This window comes from Caulobacter sp. GW822-FHT07D08, assembly GCF_058798735.1.
This window is the reverse complement of record NZ_JBXAKU010000004.1, coordinates 51,453-70,900: the sequence shown is the minus strand read 5'-3', so window position 1 is coordinate 70,900 and position 19,448 is coordinate 51,453. Positions and strand designations below refer to the sequence as shown.

Sequence of the window (19,448 nt, the reverse complement as noted above, 5' to 3'; positions counted from 1 at the left end):
GTCCCTTTAACGGTAGGGCGCGTCCAACTCCAGATTCTTCGCGATCAGGCGCTCCCAGCGGTCGCCGTTATCGAGAAGACGTTCCTTGTCGTAGTAGAGCTCCTCGCGGGTCTCGGTCGCGAACTCGATGTTCGGGCCTTCCACGATGGCGTCCACCGGGCAGGCCTCCTGGCACAGGCCGCAGTAGATGCACTTGACCATGTCGATGTCGTAGCGGGTCGTGCGGCGGCTGCCGTCCTCGCGCGGTTCGGCCTCGATGGTGATGGCCTGGGCCGGGCAGATGGCCTCACACAGCTTGCACGCGATGCAGCGCTCTTCGCCCGACGGATACCGGCGCAGGGCGTGCTCGCCCCGAAAGCGCGGCGACTGCGGGCCGCGCTCGTTCGGATAGATCACCGTCTTCTTCGGCGCGATCATGTACTTCATGGCCAGGCCAAAGGCGCCCGCGAAGTCCAGAAGGGCCGCGCCCTTGACCGCTTGAGTGATGCGCTGGAACACCAGAGCTCTCCTAAACCTATACTTCGTGAAGGGGCGTTGGCCCCTCCCCGTCTCGATCTGGGCTGAAAGCCCCTATTTCGGCCCGCGCGGGATCACGCAGGTGTAGTTCGACAGCTGAGCGGGGTCGCCCCCGTCCTGCTTGGCCTGGATGATCCCACCCGAAGCCTTGCACTTCTCGCCTTCGCGCCTGAGGTCGTCGTAGCTGACGACCCCGTCGCCCAGAGAATACGATCGGTCCTGAGCCGAGACGGCGCAGGCCGTCAGGGTCAGGGCGGTCAAGCCCAGGGTCGCGAGGACGAGCCGACGCATCAGGCCGCCGGACCGAACACGCGCCAGGCGGCGACCGCGGCCACCAGCACCAGCGAGGTCGGCAGGAACACCTTCCAGCCCAGTCGCATCAACTGGTCGTAGCGGTAGCGTGGCACGATGGCCTTCGCCATGGCGATCATGAAGAACCAGAAGCAGATCTTGGCGTAGAACACCAAGGCCAGGAATAGATTGCCCCACCAGCCCCAGCTCTTCAGGAAGTCGGTCGGGAAACCGGGATTCCAGCCGCCGAAGAACAGCACGCTGATCATGGCGCACATCAGGACGATGTTCGAATACTCGGCGACCATGAACAGCAGGTACGGCGTCGAGCTGTACTCGACCTGGTAACCGGCCACGAGTTCGGATTCGGCTTCCGGCAGATCGAAGGGCGGGCGATTGGTCTCGGCCAGGGCCGAGATGTAGAACATGCCCATCGAGACGACCATGATCGGCACGAGGACGATGTTCTTCAGGCCGCCGCCGAAGACGTTCCAGTTCCAGAACCAGCCCGACTGCTTCTCGACGATGGTCGACAGGTTCATCGAACCGGCCAGCAGGATCACCGTGATGATGATCAGACCGATCGAGACTTCATACGACACCATCTGCGCCGCCGAACGCAGCGCGCCCAGGAACGGATACTTCGAGTTCGAAGCCCAGCCGCCCATGATGATGCCGTAGACGCCCAGCGAGCTCATCGCCAGCAGATAGAGAATGCCGACGTTGAGGTTCGAGACGACCCAGCCCGGCGCGAACGGCACCACGGCCCAGCCGACAAAGCCCAGGACCAGGCTGATCAGCGGCGCCAGGATGAAGATGATCTTGTCGGCGCCAGCCGGGATCACGATCTCCTTCAGCACGAACTTGAAGAAGTCGGCGAAGGACTGCAGCAGGCCGAACGGACCCACGACATTGGGGCCCTTGCGCATCTGGACGCCGGCCCAGATCTTGCGGTCGGCCAGCAGCAGGAAGGCCAGGCTCAGCAGGACCCAGATCACGACGAGCAGGATGCCGCCGGTCGTCAGCCCAAACCAGAGAAGCGGAGAAGTCGAGCCCACGATTTACTCCGCGGCGATCTTGGCGGCGCCGGACGCCACGGCCGCGCATTCGGCCATGGTCACGCTGGCGCGCGCGACGGGGTTGGTCAGGTGGAAAGCCTTGATCGGGCTTTCGAACGGCGCGTCCGAGACCTCGCCGTCAGCGCCGAGCGCGCCGACATCGAACGACGCGGCGACCGAGCCCGGCGCGTAATCGATCTGGCCGAAGGTCGGATGGTCGGCGAACAGCTTGGCGCGCAGTTGGTCCAGGCTGTCATAGGGCAGCTTCTGACCCAGCACTTCCGAAAGGGCGCGCAGGATCGACCAGTCTTCCTTGGCCTCGCCCTTCGGGAACACCGCGCGACGGCCCATCTGGACCCGGCCTTCGAGGTTCACGTAGAGGCCGTTCTTCTCGGTGTAGGCGGCGCCCGGCAGGATCACGTCGGCCTTGTGGGCACCGTTGTCGCCGTGCGTGCCGAGATAGATCTTGAAAGCGCCCGAGGCGGCCGTCTCGCACTCGTCGGCGCCCAGCAGGAACAGGACATCCAGGGCGCCCGGCTTCAGCATGTCAGCCGTGGCCAGACCGCCCTCGGCCGGAACGAAGCCCATGTCGAGGCCGGCGACGCGCGCGGCGGCGGTGTGAAGGACGTTCCAGCCGTTCCAACCTTCGCGGACGACCTTGACGGTTTTGGCCAGGCCGGCGGCGGCCTTGAGGATGGCCGCGCCGTCGGCGCGGGCCAGAGCGCCCTGGCCGATGATGATGGCGGGACGCTCGGCGGCCTTCAGGGCGTCGATGAAGTCGCCCTTGCTCTTGGCCAGACCCGACAGGGTCTTGGCGCCGGCGCCGAGGTAGTCGTAGTCGAACGTCAGATCGGCCTGCTCGCCGATGACGCCGAAGCGGGTCTTGCCGGCGATCCACTGCTTGCGGAAGCGGGCGTTCAGGACCGGGGCCTCGATGCGCGGATTGGCGCCGACGAACAGAACGACGTCGGCGTTCTCGATGCCGGCGATGGTCGAGTTGAACAGCCAGCTCTCGCGCGGGCCAGCGCCCAGCGCGGCGCCGTCCTGGCGGCTGTCCAGGTTCTTCACGCCCAGGGCGGTGAAGAGGTCCTTGGTCGCCTTCAGGCTCTCGGCGTCCTGCAGGTCGCCGGCGATGACGCCGATGCGCTCGGGCGTGGTCGCCTTGATCTTGGCGGCGACGGCGGCGAAGGCCTCGGCCCAGGTGGCCGGCTTCAGGCTGCCGCCGACGCGGACGTACGGACGGTCGAGACGCTGACGGCCAAGGCCGTCGACGGCGTAGCGCGTCTTGTCCGAAATCCACTCCTCGTTGACGTCGTCATTGTTGCGCGGCAGCACGCGCAGCACGGCGGCGGCGCGGCTGTCGACGCGGATCCACGAGCCCAGCGCGTCCATGACGTCGATGCTCTCGGTCTTCTTCAGTTCCCACGGACGGGCTTCGAACGCGTAGGGCTTGGAGGTCAGGGCGCCGACCGGGCACAGGTCGATGACGTTGGCGCTGAGCTCCGACGTCACCGCAGCGCCCAGATAGGTCGTGATTTCAACGTCTTCGCCGCGCGAGATCAGGCCGATCTCCGGCGAACCGGCGACTTCGGTGATGAAGCGGACGCAGCGCGTGCACTGAATGCAGCGCGTCATCACGGTCTTGATGAGCGGGCCCATGGCCTTTTCTTCGACCGCGCGCTTGTTCTCGTCATAGCGGCTGTCGTCGCGGCCGTAGCCGACGGCCTGGTCCTGCAAGTCGCACTCGCCGCCCTGGTCGCAGATCGGGCAGTCCAGCGGGTGGTTGATGAGCAGGAACTCCATCACCCCTTCGCGGGCCTTCTTGACCATCGGGGTCTTGGTGAAGATCTCCTGGCCCTCGGCGGCCGGCAGGGCGCACGACGCCTGCGGCTTCGGCGGGCCGGGCTTCACCTCGACCAGGCACATGCGGCAGTTGCCGGCGATGGACAGGCGCTCGTGGTAGCAGAAGCGTGGGATCTCTTCCCCGGCCAGTTCCGCGACCTGCAGAACCGTCATGCCGGGCTCGAACTCGACTTCGACGCCGTTGACCTTGGCGATAGCCATAATCGTTACTCCGCCGCGATCAGCTTGGCGCCCTGCACGTGCAGGCGACCGCTACGATAGGAAGCGATCCGCTCCTCCACCTCGTGGCGGAAGTGACGGAACAGGCCCTGGATCGGCCAGGCGGCCGCGTCGCCCAGGGCGCAGATGGTGTGACCCTCGACCTGGGTCGTGACGTCCAGCAGGGTGTCGATCTCTTTCGGATCGGCCTCGCCGGTCGCCATGCGCTCCATGACGCGCCACATCCAGCCGGTGCCTTCGCGGCATGGCGTGCACTGGCCGCAGCTCTCGTGCTTGTAGAAGTACGACAGGCGGGCGATGGCGCGGACCAGGTCGGTGTCCTTGTCCATGACGATGACGGCCGCCGTGCCGAGACCCGAGCGCAGGTTGCGCAGGGCGTCGAAGTCCATCGGCAGGTCTTCGCACTGCTCGGCCGGGATCATCGGCACGGAAGAACCACCCGGGATGACGGCCTTGAGGTTGCCCCAGCCGCCGCGGATGCCGCCGCAGTGGTCTTCCATCAGCTGACGGAAGGGGATGCTCATGGCTTCTTCGACGTTGCAGGGCAGGTTCACGTGGCCCGAGACGCAGAACAGCTTGGTGCCGGCGTTGTTCGGACGGCCAAAGCCGGCGAACCAGGCGGCGCCGCGACGCAGGATCGTACCGGCGACGGCGATGCTCTCGACGTTGTTGACCGTGGTCGGCATGCCGTAGAGGCCCGCGCCGGCCGGGAACGGCGGCTTCAGGCGCGGCTGGCCCTTCTTGCCTTCCAGGCTTTCCAGCAGGGCTGTCTCTTCGCCGCAGATATAGGCGCCCGCGCCGTGGTGGACGTAGAGCTCGAAGTCCCAGCCGTGGACGTTGTTCTTGCCGATCAGCTTGGCCTCGTAGGCCTGCTTGATGGCTTCTTCCAGCACTTCGCGCTCACGGACGTACTCACCGCGAATATAGATGTAGCAGGCGTGGGCCAGCATGGCGCGCGAGGCGATCAGGCAGCCTTCGATCAGGAGGTGCGGATCATGCCGCATGATCTCCCGGTCCTTGCAGGTGCCCGGCTCGGATTCGTCGGCGTTGACGACCAGGTAGTGCGGACGACCGTCCTTCACTTCCTTGGGCATGAACGACCACTTCAGGCCGGTGCCGAAGCCCGCCCCGCCCCGACCGCGCAGGCCGGAGTTCTTCATGTTGTCGATGATCCAGTCGCGCCCGGCGTCCAGGATGTCCTTGGTGCCATTCCAGCAGCCGCGCTTCTTCGCGCCCTCGAGGCCCCAATCGTGGAGACCGTAGAGGTTCGTGAAGATGCGGTCCTTGTCTTCGAGGATACCGACCATGACTCAGCTTTGCGGATCGAATGGATGGGCGCGCACATAGCGCGTCCGACGAATGATGACATAGGCGAAAAGCAGCCAGCCCGCGCCAATCGTGACGAGACCGGCGATGACCGCCCAGAATGGCGCCCCCTGCACGCTACGACCCCAGATCAACAGGATCGCGCCCAGCAGGCACGCCACGAAGCCCACGCCGCGCTCACGGCGATGGAGGCCCCGGATGGTGTCGGCATAGGCCGCGCGGCGGAGGTTGAGCTCGCTGTCGTCGATCATGACGAAGCCCCCTCTCCCTTGGATCCGCGCATCCAGCCCAGGATGAACCAGACGTGCGAGCCCAGACCCGCGATGATGGCGCCCAGAAAGACCAGCCGGAGCCAGTCGATCCGCAGCGACACCGCGCCATAGATCGCGACGCCAGCCAGCACGAAGCACACCGCGTTGATGACGAGCATCGCGGTCAGGCGCTTCTTTTGCAGGGCGGCGGCGGCGGTCATGTTAGGCGGTCGCCTCAGGCTTGGCCTTCGTGGCCTTGGGCTTCTCCGGCAGGTTCGGGATCTTGATCTTCTTGGCGTAGCTGCCGTCGTACAGCTTCGGGTCCGTCAGGGTGTGGATCGCGCCCTTCGGTTCCGAGGCGCCCCGACCGTCGTAGCTGCCCGGCTTCGGGTTCTTGCCGGCCGCGAAGTCGTCGAGGATCTGAGCCAGGCTCTCCGGCGTCAGGTCCTCGTAATAGTAGTCGTTGATCGCGGCCATCGGCGCGTTGCAGCACGCGCCCAGGCACTCGACCTCTTCCCAGCTGAACTTGCCGTCGGCCGAGACGTGGTTGGCGTCGCCGATCTTGGCCTTCAGCACGGCCTTCAGGTCCAGCGCGCCGCGCAGCTGGCACGGCGTGGTGCCGCACAGCTGCACGAAGGCGACCTTGCCGACCGGCTGCAGCTGGAACATCACGTAGAAAGTGGCCACTTCCAGCACGCGGATGACCGGCATCTCGAGTTGCTTGGCGATCTCCTGGATCGCCGGTTCCGAGATCCAGCCCTCCTGCTTCTGGGCCAGCCACAGCATCGGGATCACCGCCGACTGCTTGCGGGCGGCGGGATACTTGGCTTTCCACCAGTCGGCCTTGGCCTGGCTGTCCTTGGAGAAGGCGAAGCTGGCCGGCTGTTCCTTGGCGAGACGACGAACACTCATCGGGCGAAATCCACGCGGACGATCTTGTCGCCCTTGAAGGTGTAGATGGCGGCGACCTGGAACGGCGCATCGCCGTTGCCGCGGTCGACATGCTCGTGGTCGATCACGTTCGCACCGACCACGATGCGGTTCAGCAGCTTGGCCTGGTTCTTGGGGAACTCGGCGAAGGTCTTGGCGTAGAAGGCGCGATAGGCGCCGAGCCCCGTGCGCGCCACGTCGCCGTTCAGGCCCGCCACGACGACGTCGTCGGCGAAGTGGGCGCAGTGCGCGTCCAGGTCCTGGGCGTTGTAGGCGTCCAGCTGAGCTTGGGCTATCGCTTCCAGGCTCACCGGTCGACCTCGCCGAACACGATGTCGAGCGAGCCCAGAATGGCCGAAACGTCGGCCAGCTGGTGGCCGCGGTTCATCCAATCCATCGCCGCCAGGTGCGAGAAGCCCGGCGCCTTGATCTTCACGCGATACGGCTTGTTGGCGCCGTTGCTGACCACGTAGACGCCGAACTCGCCCTTGGGGGCTTCGACGGCCGCGTAGACCTCGCCTTCCGGCGTCTTGAAGCCCTCGGTGTAGAGCTTGAAGTGGTGGATCAGGGCTTCCATCGAGCGCTTCATCTCGGCGCGACGCGGCGGGCTGACCTTGTTGTCTTCGGTCAGCACCGGACCCGGCGTGCCGCGCAGCATGGCGACGGCCTGCAGGATGATCTTCGTGGACTCGCGCATCTCCTGCATGCGGCAGAGATAGCGATCGTAGCAGTCGCCATTCTTGCCCAGCGGGATGTCGAACTCGAACTCGTTGTAGTTCTCGTAGGGTTGGTTGCGGCGCAGGTCCCAGGCGATACCCGAGCCCCGGACCATCACGCCCGAGAAGCCCCAGGCCCAGGCGTCTTCCTTGGTCACGACGCCGATGTCGACGTTGCGTTGCTTGAAGATGCGGTTGTCGGTGATCAGGCCTTCGATGTCGTCGCAGATCTTGGGGAAAGCCTTCGCCCAGGTCTCGATGTCGTCGATCAGGCTGGGGGTCAGGTCCTGGTGGACGCCGCCCGGACGGAAATAGTTGGCGTGCAGGCGAGCGCCGCAGGCGCGCTCGTAGAACACCATCAGCTTCTCGCGCTCCTCGAAGCCCCAGAGCGGCGGCGTCAGGGCGCCGACGTCCATGGCCTGGGTCGTCACGTTCAGCAGGTGATTGAGGATGCGGCCGATCTCGCAGAACAGCACGCGCACGATCTGGCCGCGCCTGGGCACTTCCACGCCCAGCAGCTTCTCGATGGCCAGGCAGAACGCGTGCTCCTGGTTCATCGGCGCCACGTAGTCGAGGCGGTCGAAGTACGGGATGTTCTGCAGGTAGGTGCGCGCTTCCATCAGCTTCTCGGTGCCGCGATGCAGCAGGCCGATGTGCGGATCGACGCGTTCGACGATTTCGCCGTCCAGCTCCAGCACCAGGCGCAACACGCCGTGCGCGGCCGGGTGCTGCGGGCCGAAGTTGATGTTGAACTTGCGAACGGGCGTCTCCGGGATGGCCGGAGTCGTCGGTTGATCGCGGAAGAAGTCGGTCGCCGCGGCGGGCGAATTGGCGCCAGTCATGATTTAAGCGTCCCCTGCCCGCTTCTCGGCCTTCTCATCGCCCGGCAGGGCGTACTTGGCGCCCTCCCACGGAGACAGGAAATCGAACGCGCGGAACTCGGTGATCTTGACGGGTTCATAGACGACGCGCTTGAGCTCGTCGTCGTAGCGCACTTCCACATAACCCGTCATCGGGAAGTCCTTCCGCAACGGGTGGCCGTGGAAGCCATAGTCGGTCAGGATCCGGCGCAGATCCGGATGGCCTTCGAAGAAGATGCCGAACATGTCGAACGCCTCGCGCTCGAACCAGTCGGCGACCGGGAACACCGGCGTGGCGCTGGGCACCGGGGTGTCCTCGTCCGTCATCACCTTCAGGCGGATGCGGGTGTTCTTCACCATCGACAGCAGGTGATAGACGACGTCGAAGCGCGCGGCGCGCTCCGGATAGTCCACGCCCGTCAGGTCGACCAGTTGGTGGAAGCGGCAGGTCGCGTCGTCGCGCAGGAAGGTCAGCGTCTCGACCACGGTCGCGGCCTTGGCCACGATCGTCAGTTCACCGAACGCCACCGAGTGGCCCAGCACGCCGGGCGCGCGGGCGACGATGTCCTGGCCCAGGGTATCGAGGTCTTGGCTCATCGCTCGATCGTCCCCGTGCGACGGATCTTCTTCTGGAGCTGCAGCACGCCGTAGACCAGGGCTTCGGCCGTCGGCGGGCAGCCCGGCACATAGATGTCGACCGGCACGACGCGGTCGCAGCCACGCACGACGCTGTAGCTGTAGTAATAGTAGCCGCCGCCATTGGCGCAGCTGCCCATCGAGATGACGTAGCGCGGCTCCGGCATCTGGTCATAGACCTTGCGCAGGGCCGGAGCCATCTTGTTGGTCAGGGTGCCCGCGACGATCATCACGTCCGACTGGCGCGGGCTGGCGCGCGGCGCGAAGCCGAAGCGCTCCAGGTCATAACGCGGCATGGCCGAGTGCATCATCTCGACGGCGCAGCACGCCAGGCCGAACGTCATCCACATCAGCGAGCCGGTGCGGGCCCAGGTGATCAGGTCATCGGCGGCGGCCGTGATGAAGCCCTTGTCCGCCAGCTGCTGCGAGACGCCATCAAAGAACGGGTCGTGCAGTTTGGGGTCATAGCCCTCGACCGTCGAACGGCCGCCCGAAAGCGCCGGAACCGACGATGAATTGGCGGGAACGATCACTCCCATTCGAGGGCGCCCTTCTTCCATTCATAGATAAAGCCGACGGTCAGCACGCCCAGGAAGGTCATCATCGACCAGAAGGCGAACTGGGCCACGTCGTGCGGCAGCTTCATCAGCGTGACCGCCCAGGGGAACAGGAACGCCACTTCCAGGTCGAAGATGATGAAGAGGATCGACACCAGATAGAACCGGACGTCGAATTTCATGCGCGCATCGTCGAAGGCGTTGAAGCCGCATTCGTACGCGGACAGTTTTTCCGGGTCCGGCGCCTTCGGCGCAAGCACGGCTGCCGCGAGGATGAAGACGATGCCGATGGCCGCCGCGATCCCTAGGAAGATCACGATCGGCAGATACTGGAGAAGGAAGGCGGTCATGACAGCCCTTGGCTTGAATCGAGCGGGTTGTAGCCCACTGTCGCCAACGCTTCAAACGCCGGAACCACATTGAGAAACGATCGCAACTAGAGTTGTTTCCGCTAACGGCGATCGATTGCACGCGAACGCTTTCGTCTGTGTCTCAAAGGACCGACGCGACCGCCTCGCTCTGCTCCATCCACATGAAATCGCCCAGCCCCGCCGGGCTATTTGCCGCTTCTTCGATATGGCCGTTGACACGAGTCTTCGCCCGACATATCAGACGCCCCTCGCCGCAGGGCGGGTCGCACTTTCGCTTCGGCGAAGGGATATGCGGATGTAGCTCAGTTGGTTAGAGCGCCGGCCTGTCACGCCGGAGGTCGCGGGTTCGAGTCCCGTCATTCGCGCCACCCCTTTAAAATGGGGTCGGAAAGCACCCTCCTCTCGGTTTTACGGACGACCGTCGCGCCCAGGCGCACGACGCGGATGTAGCTCAGTTGGTTAGAGCGCCGGCCTGTCACGCCGGAGGTCGCGGGTTCGAGTCCCGTCATTCGCGCCACCGTTCCGTCCGGTGGTTTCCTTCCTTAAATCGAGAACCGCTCCGGCAAACGCCTTGAGTTGCCGGCGCCGCACGCCATGTAGCGGACATGACCCCCGCTTACCCGCCGTTCTCCGTCCTCGACCTCGCGCCCGTTCCGCAAGGCGCGCCCGTCGGCCAAGCCCTCAACAACAGCCTGGATCTGGCCCGACACGCCGAATCCCTCGGCTTCCACCGCTACTGGCTGGCCGAGCATCACAACATGCCCGGAATCGCCTCGGCCGCGACGGCGGTCGTGATCGGCTACGTGGCCGGCGGCACGACGACGATTCGGGTCGGTTCGGGCGGCGTCATGCTGCCCAACCACGCCCCGCTGATGGTCGCCGAGCAGTTCGGCACCCTGGCCGCCCTCTATCCCGGCCGAATCGATCTGGGCCTGGGCCGCGCGCCCGGCACCGACCAGCCCACGATGCGCGCCCTTCGCCGCTATGCGGGGGCGGTCGATTCGTTCGCCCAGGACGTCGTCGAGCTACAGCACTGGTTCAAGCCTGCCGATCCCGAGCAGAGCGTTCGAGCCGTGCCGGGCGAAGGTCAGGACGTGCCGATCTGGCTGCTGGGCTCCTCGACTTGGAGCGCTCAGCTGGCCGCGGCCCTTGGCCTGCCGTTCGCCTTCGCCGCCCATTTCGCGCCCGACTCTCTGCTGGACGCCCTCCTCCTGTATCGCCGGCACTTCAAGCCGTCGGAGGTTCTGGACAAGCCCTACGCCATGGTCTGCATCGGCGTCTGCGCGGCCGATACCGACGTCGAAGCGACTCGCCTCGCGACCTCGACCCAGCAGCAGTTCCTGGCCCTGCGGCGCGGCCGGCCGGGCCTGCTGCCGCCGCCAGTCGACGACATCCGCGAGCATGCTTCCCCCGCCGAGCTGGCGGGCCTGGATCACACCTTCCAGTATTCGGCGATCGGCTCGCCCGAGACCGTGAAGCGCAAGGTCGAGCAGGTGCTGAAGCTGACCGAAGCCGACGAGCTGATGTTCGCCTCGCAGATCTACGACCACGGCGCCCGCAAGCGCAGCTACGAGATCCTGGCCGGCTTGAAAGCCTAGAGCGGATTGGGATTTCTGTGAATCGACGGATTCTCAAATCGGTTGAGGTCTGATTCAAGCTTCCTGCTGGGACGGGAGGCCGGCAGGGATGACCAAACCATACTCGTTGGATCTTCGTGAGCGTGTGGTCGCGGCGGTTGAGGAAGAGGGCTTGTCGCGCAACCAGGCGGCGGCGCGTTTTGGGGTGGCGGTGAGCACGGCGATTCACTGGGTGAGACGCCATCGATCGACGGGCAGCGTCGCGCCGTCGAAGATCGGCGGCTACAAGCCCAAGACGCTTCGCGGTGAGCACGCCGAGTGGCTGATCGCCCGATGCCGGGAGAAAGACTTCACCCTGAGCCAGCTCGTCGAGGAATTGCAGACGGCTCGCGGGCTGAAAGTTGATCGTCACTCGGTCTGGGACTTCGTCCACGCCGAGGGGCTGAGCTTCAAAAAAAAGCCTGTTCGCCAAGGAGCAGGATCGTCCCGACGTCGCCCGGCGACGTGAGCAGTGGCGCAGGTATCAGGGGCGCATCGATCCGCGGCGTCTGGTGTTCATCGACGAGACCTGGACCAAAACCAACATGGCGCCGCTGCGCGGATGGGGACCGCGCGGTGATCGCGTGAAGGTCAAGGCCCCGTTCGGCCGCTGGAAGACCATGACCTTCATCGCCGCGCTTAGGCATGACCGCATTGATGCACCCTGTCTCTTCGACGGGCCGATCAACGGCCAAGCCTTCCTGGCCTATGTCGAGCAGGTTCTGGTCCCCACGCTCAGCCCGGGCGACGTGGTGGTTCTGGACAACCTCGGCAGCCATCGCGGCAAGGCCGTCCGCCGAGCCATCCGTCAGGCCGGGGCTAAGATGCTCTTCCTGCCGAAATACTCGCCCGACCTGAACCCCATCGAGCAGGTCTTCGCCAAGCTCAAGCACCTGCTGCGCAAGGCCCAGGCCCGCTCCTGCGACGCCGTCCTCAGCGCCATCGACCGGACGCTCAAAACCTATCCGCCCGACGAGTGCGGAAACTACTTCCGCAACTCCGGTTATGGAGTCGTCTAATCCCAACCCGCTCTAGTGGTCTCTTAGAGGGGGCAGGCCACCGAAAGCGCTCCGGCCGGTCAAGCCGCCATAGATGGCGCACAGCTGACGGAACACCGCGTCCCAGCCGTGTCGTTCGACGGCCCGGCGGCGAGCGGCGGCGGCGACGACGGCCAGATCGCGGGCGAACAAAGCCTCGATCGCCTCGGCGAAGGCGGCGGGCTCGGACCGGATCGCCAGTTGACCGACCTCGTGGTCCACCGACTCGGCCACCCCTCCGGCGGCGACGCCGACCACAGGCAGACCGCAGGCCATGGCCTCCAGGACGATCAGGCCGAACGGCTCGTTGTCGTTGGCGTGGACAAAGGCGTCGCAGCTGGCCAGCACGCCGGCCAGTTCGGCCGGGTCACGGACATAGTCCAGGCAGATGGCGCGATCGCTGATCGGCGCTCCGCCGCCGGCCCCGACGAACAGCAGCTTGTAGGGCGCGCCCAGCCGCTCGACCGCGCCGACCAGGACGTCCAGCCTCTTCTCGCGGGCCGGACGACCGGCGAAGACCAGCAGGCGCTCGTCGGGCGCGACGCCCAGGCGGCGGCGCAGGGCGTCGCGATCGGCCCGGGCCGGATGGAAGAGCTCGGTGTCCACGCCCAGCGGCAGACCGATGGCGTTGTGCACCCCGGCCTCGATCAGCCGCCCGGCGATGAAGCGGCTCGGCGCCACGGCCTGGTCGAACTGGCGATAGATCGCCGCCCAGCGTTTCTGAACCGGCTTTTCGGCCCACTCGCCGATGTGCAGCGCCGCCAGGGCGCCCAGATCGGTGTGGCAGAAGCCCACGACCGGCACGCCCAGGGCGTCACCGGCCCTCAGCGCCGCCAGACCCGGGGTGTACGGGTCGCCCGCCTCGATGATGTCCGGCCGCTGGCGGATCAGGCGGTCCATCCAGGCCGCCTTGACCACGGGCCAGCGATAGCCGGCTCCGAACGGCAGCGGCGCGGCGTAGATCGAGACCCGGCCTCGCCCGTCGTAGGAATCACGCGCGCCCGGCACAACCAGCGTATGGCGGACATCCGGACGATTGGCGGCCAGCCAGGCGCGCTTCGAGGCCAGATAGCGACGAACGCCCCCACTGCGCGGGGCATAGAGCATGGTGGTGTCGACGAGGCGTACGGCGCCGTCAGTCGACGGAGCGATATCGGAAGGAAAGCCACGCAGGCCGACCGGCCGGGTCGATCTCGTATCCGTCACACCGATTCCTCATCGCAACTCTAGGCCCCCCATTCGGCCCCGGAACGATAAAGCTTTTGCGACACTCGCGGTTCCTCGCCGTTCCCGGACGATTTCAGAGGCACACCGCTTCGCCCAAGAGCCTCTCGCGACAGTACTTCTACCTGAGCATTCACGCCGCGCAACTCGGCGTTTGCGAGGCGCTCGACGGCGGCCGGGCCTCTAGGCGCACGCGCATAAGGAAGGGCGTAGCCATGGGGAGGCTTCCGCGGCCCGGCCGCGGGGAGACGATGCGGATGACCAAAGGAGACGGAGTGGTGGGCAGTGAGGGGATCGAACCCCCGACCCTCTCGGTGTAAACGAGACGCTCTACCGCTGAGCTAACTGCCCTCCGGGCCGGCGCTTTTAGCCGGAGCCGAGGCCTACGCATAGCGCAAAACGAGGAGGCGGAGCGCCTGCCTCCGACGCCCCGCCCTCTCTTAAGCGGAGAAACCGGATTTAACTGTTCAGCGAGGACTTCAAACCTTCGCCGACCTGGAAGCGCGCGGTCTTCGACGCGGGACGGTTCACCGTCTCGCCGGTGCGCGGGTTGCGGGCGGTGCCGGCGGCGCGGGTCACGGCCTTGAAGGTGCCGAAGCCGACCAGGCGAACGTCGGAACCCGACTTCAGAGAGTCGGTGACGGCGTCGATGAAGGCTTCCAGGGCGTCCTTGGCCTGGTTCTTGTTGATGCCCGCCTTCTCGGCGATCGCCGTAACGAGTTCGGCTTTTGTGGTCATGTTTTTCTCCCAGCCTGAGCGGCGCCGTTTATTGCTTACGGCGCTTGGCTCGGCGAGGATTATGGCGGTTGAGAAAGCCTCGTCAAACGAGAGCGGCGCGGGAATCTCCCGCGCCGCCTAAGTTATCAACGATTAGTTGCGTTTAGTGGGTGAGTACGGCGTCGCTGTCGCCGTCATCCTTCTTCGCAGTCGCAGCAATCGGCTCGTCCGCCTCACTCCATTCGATCGGTGTCAGCGGGCCCGTAAGGCCGTGCTTGAGCACCTCGTCCATGGTCGAGACCGGAATGATTTCCAGGCCGTCCTTGACGCTCTGGGGCACATCCACGAGGTCCTTCTCGTTCTCCTGCGGGATCAGCACGGTCTTCACGCCAGAGCGCAGAGCCGCCAGAAGCTTCTCCTTCAGGCCGCCGATGGCGGTGACCCGGCCGCGCAGGGTGATCTCGCCGGTCATGGCGATATCCTTGCGGATCGGGATGCCGGTCAGCACCGAGACAATGGCCAGACCCATGGCGGCGCCGGCGGACGGACCGTCCTTGGGCGTGGCGCCATCCGGCACGTGGATGTGCACGTCGGTCTTCTCGAAGATCGGCGGCTTGATGCCGAACTGCACGGCCCGCGAGCGGACGTAGCTGTTGGCCGCCGCGATCGACTCCTTCATCACGTCCTTGAGGTTGCCGGTGATCTGCATGCGACCCTTGCCCGGCATCTTCACGGCCTCGATGGTCAGGATGTCGCCACCGAACTCCGTCCAGGCCAGACCGGTGACGATGCCGACCTGGTCGACTTCGTCGGTCTCGCCGTAGCGGTACTTCTTGACGCCCGCGTACTTGGCCAGGCGCTCGTCGTCGATGGTGATCGTGGTCAGCTTTTCGCGGGCCAGGTCACGCACCGTCTTGCGCGCCAAGGCGCCCAGTTCCCGCTCCAGCGACCGCACGCCGGCTTCCCGGGTGTAGTAGCGGATCAGGTCGCGGATCGCCTTGTCCGGAACGATGAACTCGGCCGGCTTCAGCCCGTGGTCCTTGGCCAGCTTCGGCAGGACGTGCCGCTTGGCGATCTCCAGCTTCTCATCCTCGGTGTAGCCGGGGATGCGGATGATCTCCATGCGGTCCAGCAGCGGCTGGGGCATGTTCAGGCTGTTGGCCGTCGTGACGAACATCACCTGCGACAGGTCATAGTCGACCTCCAGATAGTGATCGCCGAACGTCGAGTTTTGCGCCGGATCCAGCACCTCCAACAGGGCCGAGGCCGGATCGCCGCGATAGTCGCTGCCCATCTTGTCGATCTCGTCCAGCAGGACGAAGGCGTTGGTGGTCTTGGCCTTCTTCATCGACTGGACGACCTTGCCGGGCATCGAGCCGATGTAGGTGCGGCGGTGCCCGCGGATCTCGGCCTCGTCACGCACGCCGCCGAGGCTCATGCGCACGAACTCACGACCGGTGGCCTTGGCCAGCGACTTGCCCAGCGAGGTCTTGCCGACGCCGGGAGGACCGACGAGGCACAGGATCGGGCCCTTCAGCGAGTTGGTCCGGGCCTGGACGGCCAGGTACTCGAGGATCCGCTCCTTGACCTTGTCCAGGCCGTAGTGGTCGGCGTCGAGGATTTCCTCGGCCTCCAGCAGGTCGATCTTCTTGGTCTTGGCCTTGCCCCACGGGATCGACAGCAGCCAGTCCAGATAGTTGCGGACGACGGTGCTCTCGGCCGACATCGGGCTCATGTTGCGCAGCTTCTTCAGCTCGCTCTCGGCCTTGGTGCGGGCTTCCTTCGACAGCTTGGTCTTCTTGATGCGCTTTTCGAGATCGATCAACTCGTCGCGCGAGTCGTCAGGATCGCCCAGTTCGCGCTGGATCGCCTTCATCTGTTCGTTCAGATAGTACTCGCGCTGGGTCTTCTCCATCTGGCGCTTGACGCGCGAGCGGATCTTCTTCTCGACCTGCAGCACCGAGATCTCGCCCTCCATGAGGGCGAAGACCTTTTCCAGGCGCTTCACGACGTCGAAGATTTCCAGCAGGTGCTGCTTGTCGCCGATCTTCACCGACAGGTGGGCGGCGATGCTGTCGGCAAGCTTGCCCGGCTCGGCGATCTGCGGGATCGACGCCAGGGCCTCGGGCGGCACCTTCTTGTTCAGTTTGACGTAGTTTTCGAATTGCTCGACGACCGCGCGCGACAGGGCCTCGGCCTCGGGGCCGGCGCCTTCGTCCTCGCTGACCTCGCCAATCTGGGCTTCGTAGAAGGACTCCTGGTCGGTGAACTTCACGACGGCCGCGCGGCCCTTGCCTTCGACCAGCACCTTGACGGTGCCGTCGGGCAACTTCAGCAGTTGCAGGACGGTGGCCAGGACGCCGACGTCGAAGATGTCGCCCGGCGCCGGATCATCATCCGCCGAGTTCTTCTGGGTGACGAGCAGGATCTGCTTGTCGCCGCGCATCACTTCCTCGAGGGCGCGCACGGATTTGTCGCGGCCCACGAAGAGGGGCACCACCATGTGCGGGAACACAACGATGTCCCGCAGCGGCAAGACAGGAAGCGTACGTAATTCGGACATGTGCTCAATACTCCCGGCCTCGGCGCTTTCGAACGCCTGGCCATGCGGGCCGCCGTAACACCAGACGATGCGCCTGAGTCGAACGACCCGTCCGCCCGGGACTGGGCGGATGGTCGTTATTTATGTGGACGTTTTACAACAGGGTTCAAGCACACTCGCCTCACAGCGGCGACAAGTCGCGTGTGACCGGCGAAGCTGGCGCCTGCATGCCCCCAACGCGACCAACCGGGGCAAGTTCGCCCAAGGCCCGGACTTTTCTGGAGTTTCTCTCGCTCAAGCTGACCGTGGCGCCGAAGCATCATCGGTGGTCCGACAGGTTTGCGAAGCCCGTCGATCCACGAAAAAGGCGCGCCCCCATTCAAAAAGGCGCGCCTCGATTTCGCGATGAAGCTTGAAGGGGTTAGGCCGAAGCCGCCCCGCCCTTCTTCTCGGCGTAGATCAGCAGAGGCTGAGCCCGGCCCTCGACGACCTCGGCGTTGACCACCACTTCTTCAACGCCCTCGTAGCTGGGCAGTTCGAACATGGTTTCCAGCAGGATGCCTTCCATGATCGAACGCAGGCCACGCGCGCCGGTCTTGCGCACGATGGCCTTCTTGGCGACCTGATGCAGGGCGTCTTCCGTGAAGGTCAGGCCGATGTTCTCCATCTCGAACAGGCGCTGGTACTGCTTGACGAAGGCGTTCTTCGGCTCGGTCAGGATCTTGACCAGGGCGGGCTCGTCGAGGTCCTCCAGGGTCGCGACCACCGGCAGGCGGCCGATGAACTCCGGGATCAGGCCGAAGCGCTGCAGATCGTCGGGCTCGACGTTCCGCAGAATCTCGCCCGTGCGGCGCTCTTCCGGATCGGTCACCTTGGCGCCGAAGCCGATCGACTTGGCCGCGCCGCGCGCCGAGATGATCTTCTCGAGCCCGGCGAACGCGCCGCCGCAGATGAACAGGATGTTCGTCGTGTCGACCTGCAGGAACTCCTGCTGCGGATGCTTGCGCCCGCCCTGCGGCGGCACGGAGGCGACGGTGCCTTCCATGATCTTCAGCAGAGCCTGCTGCACGCCTTCGCCCGACACGTCGCGGGTAATCGACGGGTTGTCGGACTTGCGGCTGATCTTGTCGATTTCGTCGATGTAGACGATGCCGCGCTGGGCGCGCTCGACGTTGTAGTCGGCGGCTTGCAGCAGCTTGAGCACGATGTTCTCGACATCCTCACCGACGTAACCGGCTTCGGTCAGCGTCGTGGCGTCCGCCATGGTGAAGGGCACGTCGATGATTCGGGCCAGCGTCTGGGCCAGCAGCGTCTTACCCGTACCGGTCGGACCGACCAGCAGGATGTTCGACTTGGCCAGTTCGACGTCGTTGTTCTTCGAAGCGTGGTTCAGGCGCTTGTAGTGATTGTGCACCGCGACCGCGAGCACCTTCTTGGCGTGACCTTGCCCGATCACGTAATCGTCCAGGACTTCGCAGATCTCACGCGGCGTAGGGACGCCGTCCTTGGACTTCACGAAAGCGATCTTGTGCTCTTCGCGAATGATATCCATGCAGAGCTCGACGCATTCATCACAAATGAACACCGTCGGTCCCGCGATGAGCTTGCGCACCTCATGTTGGCTCTTTCCGCAGAAAGAACAGTACAGGGTGCTCTTGGTGTCGCCGCTCGCGGCTTTCGTCATGATCGCTTCTCACACTATGGCGCCTTACGGCTTAACGCCGTGACGCCCCTCCGAGCGCATACACCGCCACCGAAGCTGACAGGATATACGCCGGGAGTTGTCTAATCCTTGACATTCCCCGATCCGAGCGCGGTTCACAACCCTTGGCGGCTCCTTTGAAGCCTCAAACGTCAAACCGGCCGGATCGTGTCATGGCCTCGTCATCTAATTTGGGCGATTGGCGCGCCGGCGCAAGCGGCGAGCGTCTTGGGTCTTACCGCCGCCAGCGTAACCCCTTATGACGAGGCGAGGAATCGCATGGGAGGTCGAGCGCGGAAGCGCGCTCTTTGAGATGGTGGATGGGCAAGCGTTCGTGGATGGCCAAGGGTTTGAGCGCGTCGCGCCCGATGACCGGCGAGATGAGCCATGAGCTCGCGCTCGTGGCCTTCGACTTCGACGGCACCCTGACGGTCAAGGACAGCTTCAACGCGTTCCTGAAGTGGCGCGCCGGCCGGCGCTGGACGCGCGGCGTCATCCGCCTGACCCCCTCGCTGATCGCCTACGTGTTCGACCGAAACCGCGCCAAACTCAAGGCCGCCGCGATCCGCGAGTTCATGAGGGGCGCGACGGTCACGCAGATCGAGACCGACGCCCGCGCCTTCGCCGAGACCCACGCCCGCACCCTGCTGCGTCCCGACGCCCTGGCCGTCTGGCGCGCGTGGCGGGCCAGGGGCGCGAAGCTTGTCATCGTGACAGCCTCGCCCGAGATCACCGTCGCGCCATTCGCTCGGGGTCTGGGCGCGGACATGCTGATCGGCACGCGCCTGATGACCAACGAGGACGGCCGCATCCTGGGCGGACTCGACGGGAACAACTGCCGGGCCAAGGAAAAGGTGCAGCGCCTGCGCGAGGTCTTCGGCCCGGACGTGCGCCTGACGGCCGCCTACGGCGACACCTCGGGCGACACCGAGATGCTCGCGATCGCCGACGAGAAGGGCTACCGCGTTTTTCGAGGCAAGCCCGCCACCTGAGCGGATTTGTCGCAGGCGACGAGA

Annotated in this window: 20 protein-coding genes and 3 tRNA genes; 5 read left to right on the top strand and 18 right to left on the bottom strand. The window is 65.4% G+C overall.

Going from position 1 to position 19,448, the window contains the following annotated elements; all coding sequences use genetic code 11:
* Nucleotides 1-6 precede the first annotated feature (6 nt).
* The 13 genes from nuoI to AC1RJ9_RS09100 all read right to left on the bottom strand — a co-directional run bounded on the left by nuoI (nt 7) and on the right by AC1RJ9_RS09100 (nt 9,573).
* Nucleotides 7-498 carry an NADH-quinone oxidoreductase subunit NuoI gene (nuoI, locus tag AC1RJ9_RS09160; RefSeq protein ID WP_056051151.1) on the bottom strand — a complete coding sequence of 164 codons (492 nt, stop codon included), beginning with the start codon at nt 496-498 and terminating at the stop codon, nt 7-9.
* Between the two features lie 72 nt (nt 499-570).
* Entirely contained in the window at nt 571-807 is a 237-nt protein-coding gene (locus AC1RJ9_RS09155) for a hypothetical protein (RefSeq protein ID WP_492838586.1), read from the bottom strand.
* Nucleotides 807-1,868, bottom strand: a complete 1,062-nt coding sequence (nuoH, locus tag AC1RJ9_RS09150; protein ID WP_492853403.1) for an NADH-quinone oxidoreductase subunit NuoH — start codon at nt 1,866-1,868, stop codon at nt 807-809. Before nuoH ends, AC1RJ9_RS09155 begins: the two co-directional genes overlap by 1 nt.
* On the bottom strand, nt 1,869-3,929 hold the full coding sequence (nuoG, locus tag AC1RJ9_RS09145) for an NADH-quinone oxidoreductase subunit NuoG (protein WP_492838590.1): 2,061 nt from the start codon (nt 3,927-3,929) through the stop codon (nt 1,869-1,871).
* A gap of 5 nt (nt 3,930-3,934) precedes the next feature.
* The gene (nuoF, locus tag AC1RJ9_RS09140) at nt 3,935-5,254 is read right to left on the bottom strand and encodes an NADH-quinone oxidoreductase subunit NuoF (RefSeq protein ID WP_492838592.1); all 1,320 of its coding nucleotides are present in this window, start codon (nt 5,252-5,254) and stop codon (nt 3,935-3,937) included.
* A 3-nt stretch (nt 5,255-5,257) separates the two neighbouring features.
* Nucleotides 5,258-5,524, bottom strand: coding sequence for a hypothetical protein (locus AC1RJ9_RS09135; protein ID WP_492838594.1), 267 nt, complete (start codon nt 5,522-5,524; stop codon nt 5,258-5,260).
* Nucleotides 5,521-5,745 carry a hypothetical protein gene (locus tag AC1RJ9_RS09130; protein ID WP_492838596.1) on the bottom strand — a complete coding sequence of 75 codons (225 nt, stop codon included), beginning with the start codon at nt 5,743-5,745 and terminating at the stop codon, nt 5,521-5,523. Before AC1RJ9_RS09130 ends, AC1RJ9_RS09135 begins: the two co-directional genes overlap by 4 nt.
* A gap of 1 nt (nt 5,746) precedes the next feature.
* Entirely contained in the window at nt 5,747-6,436 is a 690-nt protein-coding gene (gene nuoE / locus AC1RJ9_RS09125) for an NADH-quinone oxidoreductase subunit NuoE (protein WP_492838598.1), read from the bottom strand.
* The gene (locus AC1RJ9_RS09120; protein ID WP_492838600.1) at nt 6,433-6,765 is read right to left on the bottom strand and encodes a nuclear transport factor 2 family protein; all 333 of its coding nucleotides are present in this window, start codon (nt 6,763-6,765) and stop codon (nt 6,433-6,435) included. The genes nuoE and AC1RJ9_RS09120 overlap by 4 nt, the downstream gene beginning before the upstream one ends.
* Nucleotides 6,762-8,012 (bottom strand): NADH-quinone oxidoreductase subunit D, encoded by a 1,251-nt coding sequence (locus AC1RJ9_RS09115; RefSeq protein WP_492838602.1) that lies wholly within the window; start codon nt 8,010-8,012, stop codon nt 6,762-6,764. The genes AC1RJ9_RS09120 and AC1RJ9_RS09115 overlap by 4 nt, the downstream gene beginning before the upstream one ends.
* Nucleotides 8,013-8,015: 3 nt before the next feature.
* Nucleotides 8,016-8,627 (bottom strand): NADH-quinone oxidoreductase subunit C, encoded by a 612-nt coding sequence (locus AC1RJ9_RS09110; protein ID WP_492838604.1) that lies wholly within the window; start codon nt 8,625-8,627, stop codon nt 8,016-8,018.
* Entirely contained in the window at nt 8,624-9,226 is a 603-nt protein-coding gene (locus tag AC1RJ9_RS09105) for a NuoB/complex I 20 kDa subunit family protein (RefSeq protein ID WP_492838606.1), read from the bottom strand. The genes AC1RJ9_RS09110 and AC1RJ9_RS09105 overlap by 4 nt, the downstream gene beginning before the upstream one ends.
* A complete protein-coding gene (locus AC1RJ9_RS09100) occupies nt 9,196-9,573 on the bottom strand; it encodes an NADH-quinone oxidoreductase subunit A (protein ID WP_125158569.1) in 378 nt (125 codons plus the stop codon). Before AC1RJ9_RS09100 ends, AC1RJ9_RS09105 begins: the two co-directional genes overlap by 31 nt.
* 312 nt (nt 9,574-9,885) lie before the next feature.
* Here AC1RJ9_RS09100 and AC1RJ9_RS09095 point away from each other — a divergent pair.
* The 4 genes from AC1RJ9_RS09095 to AC1RJ9_RS09080 all read left to right on the top strand — a co-directional run bounded on the left by AC1RJ9_RS09095 (nt 9,886) and on the right by AC1RJ9_RS09080 (nt 12,229).
* Nucleotides 9,886-9,962: transfer RNA gene (locus AC1RJ9_RS09095), tRNA-Asp, on the top strand.
* Nucleotides 9,963-10,034: 72 nt separating this feature from the next.
* Nucleotides 10,035-10,111, top strand: a tRNA-Asp gene (locus tag AC1RJ9_RS09090).
* Nucleotides 10,112-10,199: 88 nt separating this feature from the next.
* Complete coding sequence (locus tag AC1RJ9_RS09085; RefSeq protein ID WP_492838609.1) at nt 10,200-11,192, top strand: LLM class flavin-dependent oxidoreductase; 993 nt, start codon at nt 10,200-10,202, stop codon at nt 11,190-11,192.
* 88 nt (nt 11,193-11,280) lie between these two features.
* Nucleotides 11,281-12,229 (top strand): IS630 family transposase gene (locus AC1RJ9_RS09080; RefSeq protein WP_492838611.1). Its coding sequence is split into 2 segments (ribosomal slippage): nt 11,281-11,622 and nt 11,624-12,229, totalling 948 coding nucleotides; the frame shifts between segments, so codons are not numbered across the junction.
* Nucleotides 12,230-12,241: 12 nt separating this feature from the next.
* On the opposite strand, the gene AC1RJ9_RS09075 is transcribed toward AC1RJ9_RS09080, so the two are convergent.
* From AC1RJ9_RS09075 to clpX, 5 genes are all read right to left on the bottom strand, one after another.
* Nucleotides 12,242-13,453, bottom strand: coding sequence for a glycosyltransferase (locus tag AC1RJ9_RS09075; RefSeq protein ID WP_492838613.1), 1,212 nt, complete (start codon nt 13,451-13,453; stop codon nt 12,242-12,244).
* A 294-nt stretch (nt 13,454-13,747) separates the two neighbouring features.
* Nucleotides 13,748-13,822 (bottom strand) — tRNA-Val (locus AC1RJ9_RS09070).
* A 108-nt stretch (nt 13,823-13,930) separates the two neighbouring features.
* The gene (locus tag AC1RJ9_RS09065) at nt 13,931-14,209 is read right to left on the bottom strand and encodes an HU family DNA-binding protein (RefSeq protein ID WP_492838615.1); all 279 of its coding nucleotides are present in this window, start codon (nt 14,207-14,209) and stop codon (nt 13,931-13,933) included.
* 142 nt (nt 14,210-14,351) lie between these two features.
* A complete protein-coding gene (gene lon, locus AC1RJ9_RS09060; RefSeq protein ID WP_492838617.1) occupies nt 14,352-16,751 on the bottom strand; it encodes an endopeptidase La in 2,400 nt (799 codons plus the stop codon).
* Between the two features lie 400 nt (nt 16,752-17,151).
* Complete coding sequence (gene clpX, locus AC1RJ9_RS09055; protein ID WP_492838619.1) at nt 17,152-18,414, bottom strand: ATP-dependent Clp protease ATP-binding subunit ClpX; 1,263 nt, start codon at nt 18,412-18,414, stop codon at nt 17,152-17,154.
* 338 nt (nt 18,415-18,752) lie between these two features.
* Here clpX and AC1RJ9_RS09050 point away from each other — a divergent pair, with 338 nt between their 5' ends.
* Nucleotides 18,753-19,424, top strand: coding sequence for an HAD-IB family hydrolase (locus tag AC1RJ9_RS09050; protein ID WP_492838621.1), 672 nt, complete (start codon nt 18,753-18,755; stop codon nt 19,422-19,424).
* The last annotated feature ends 24 nt before the right edge of the window (nt 19,425-19,448 follow it).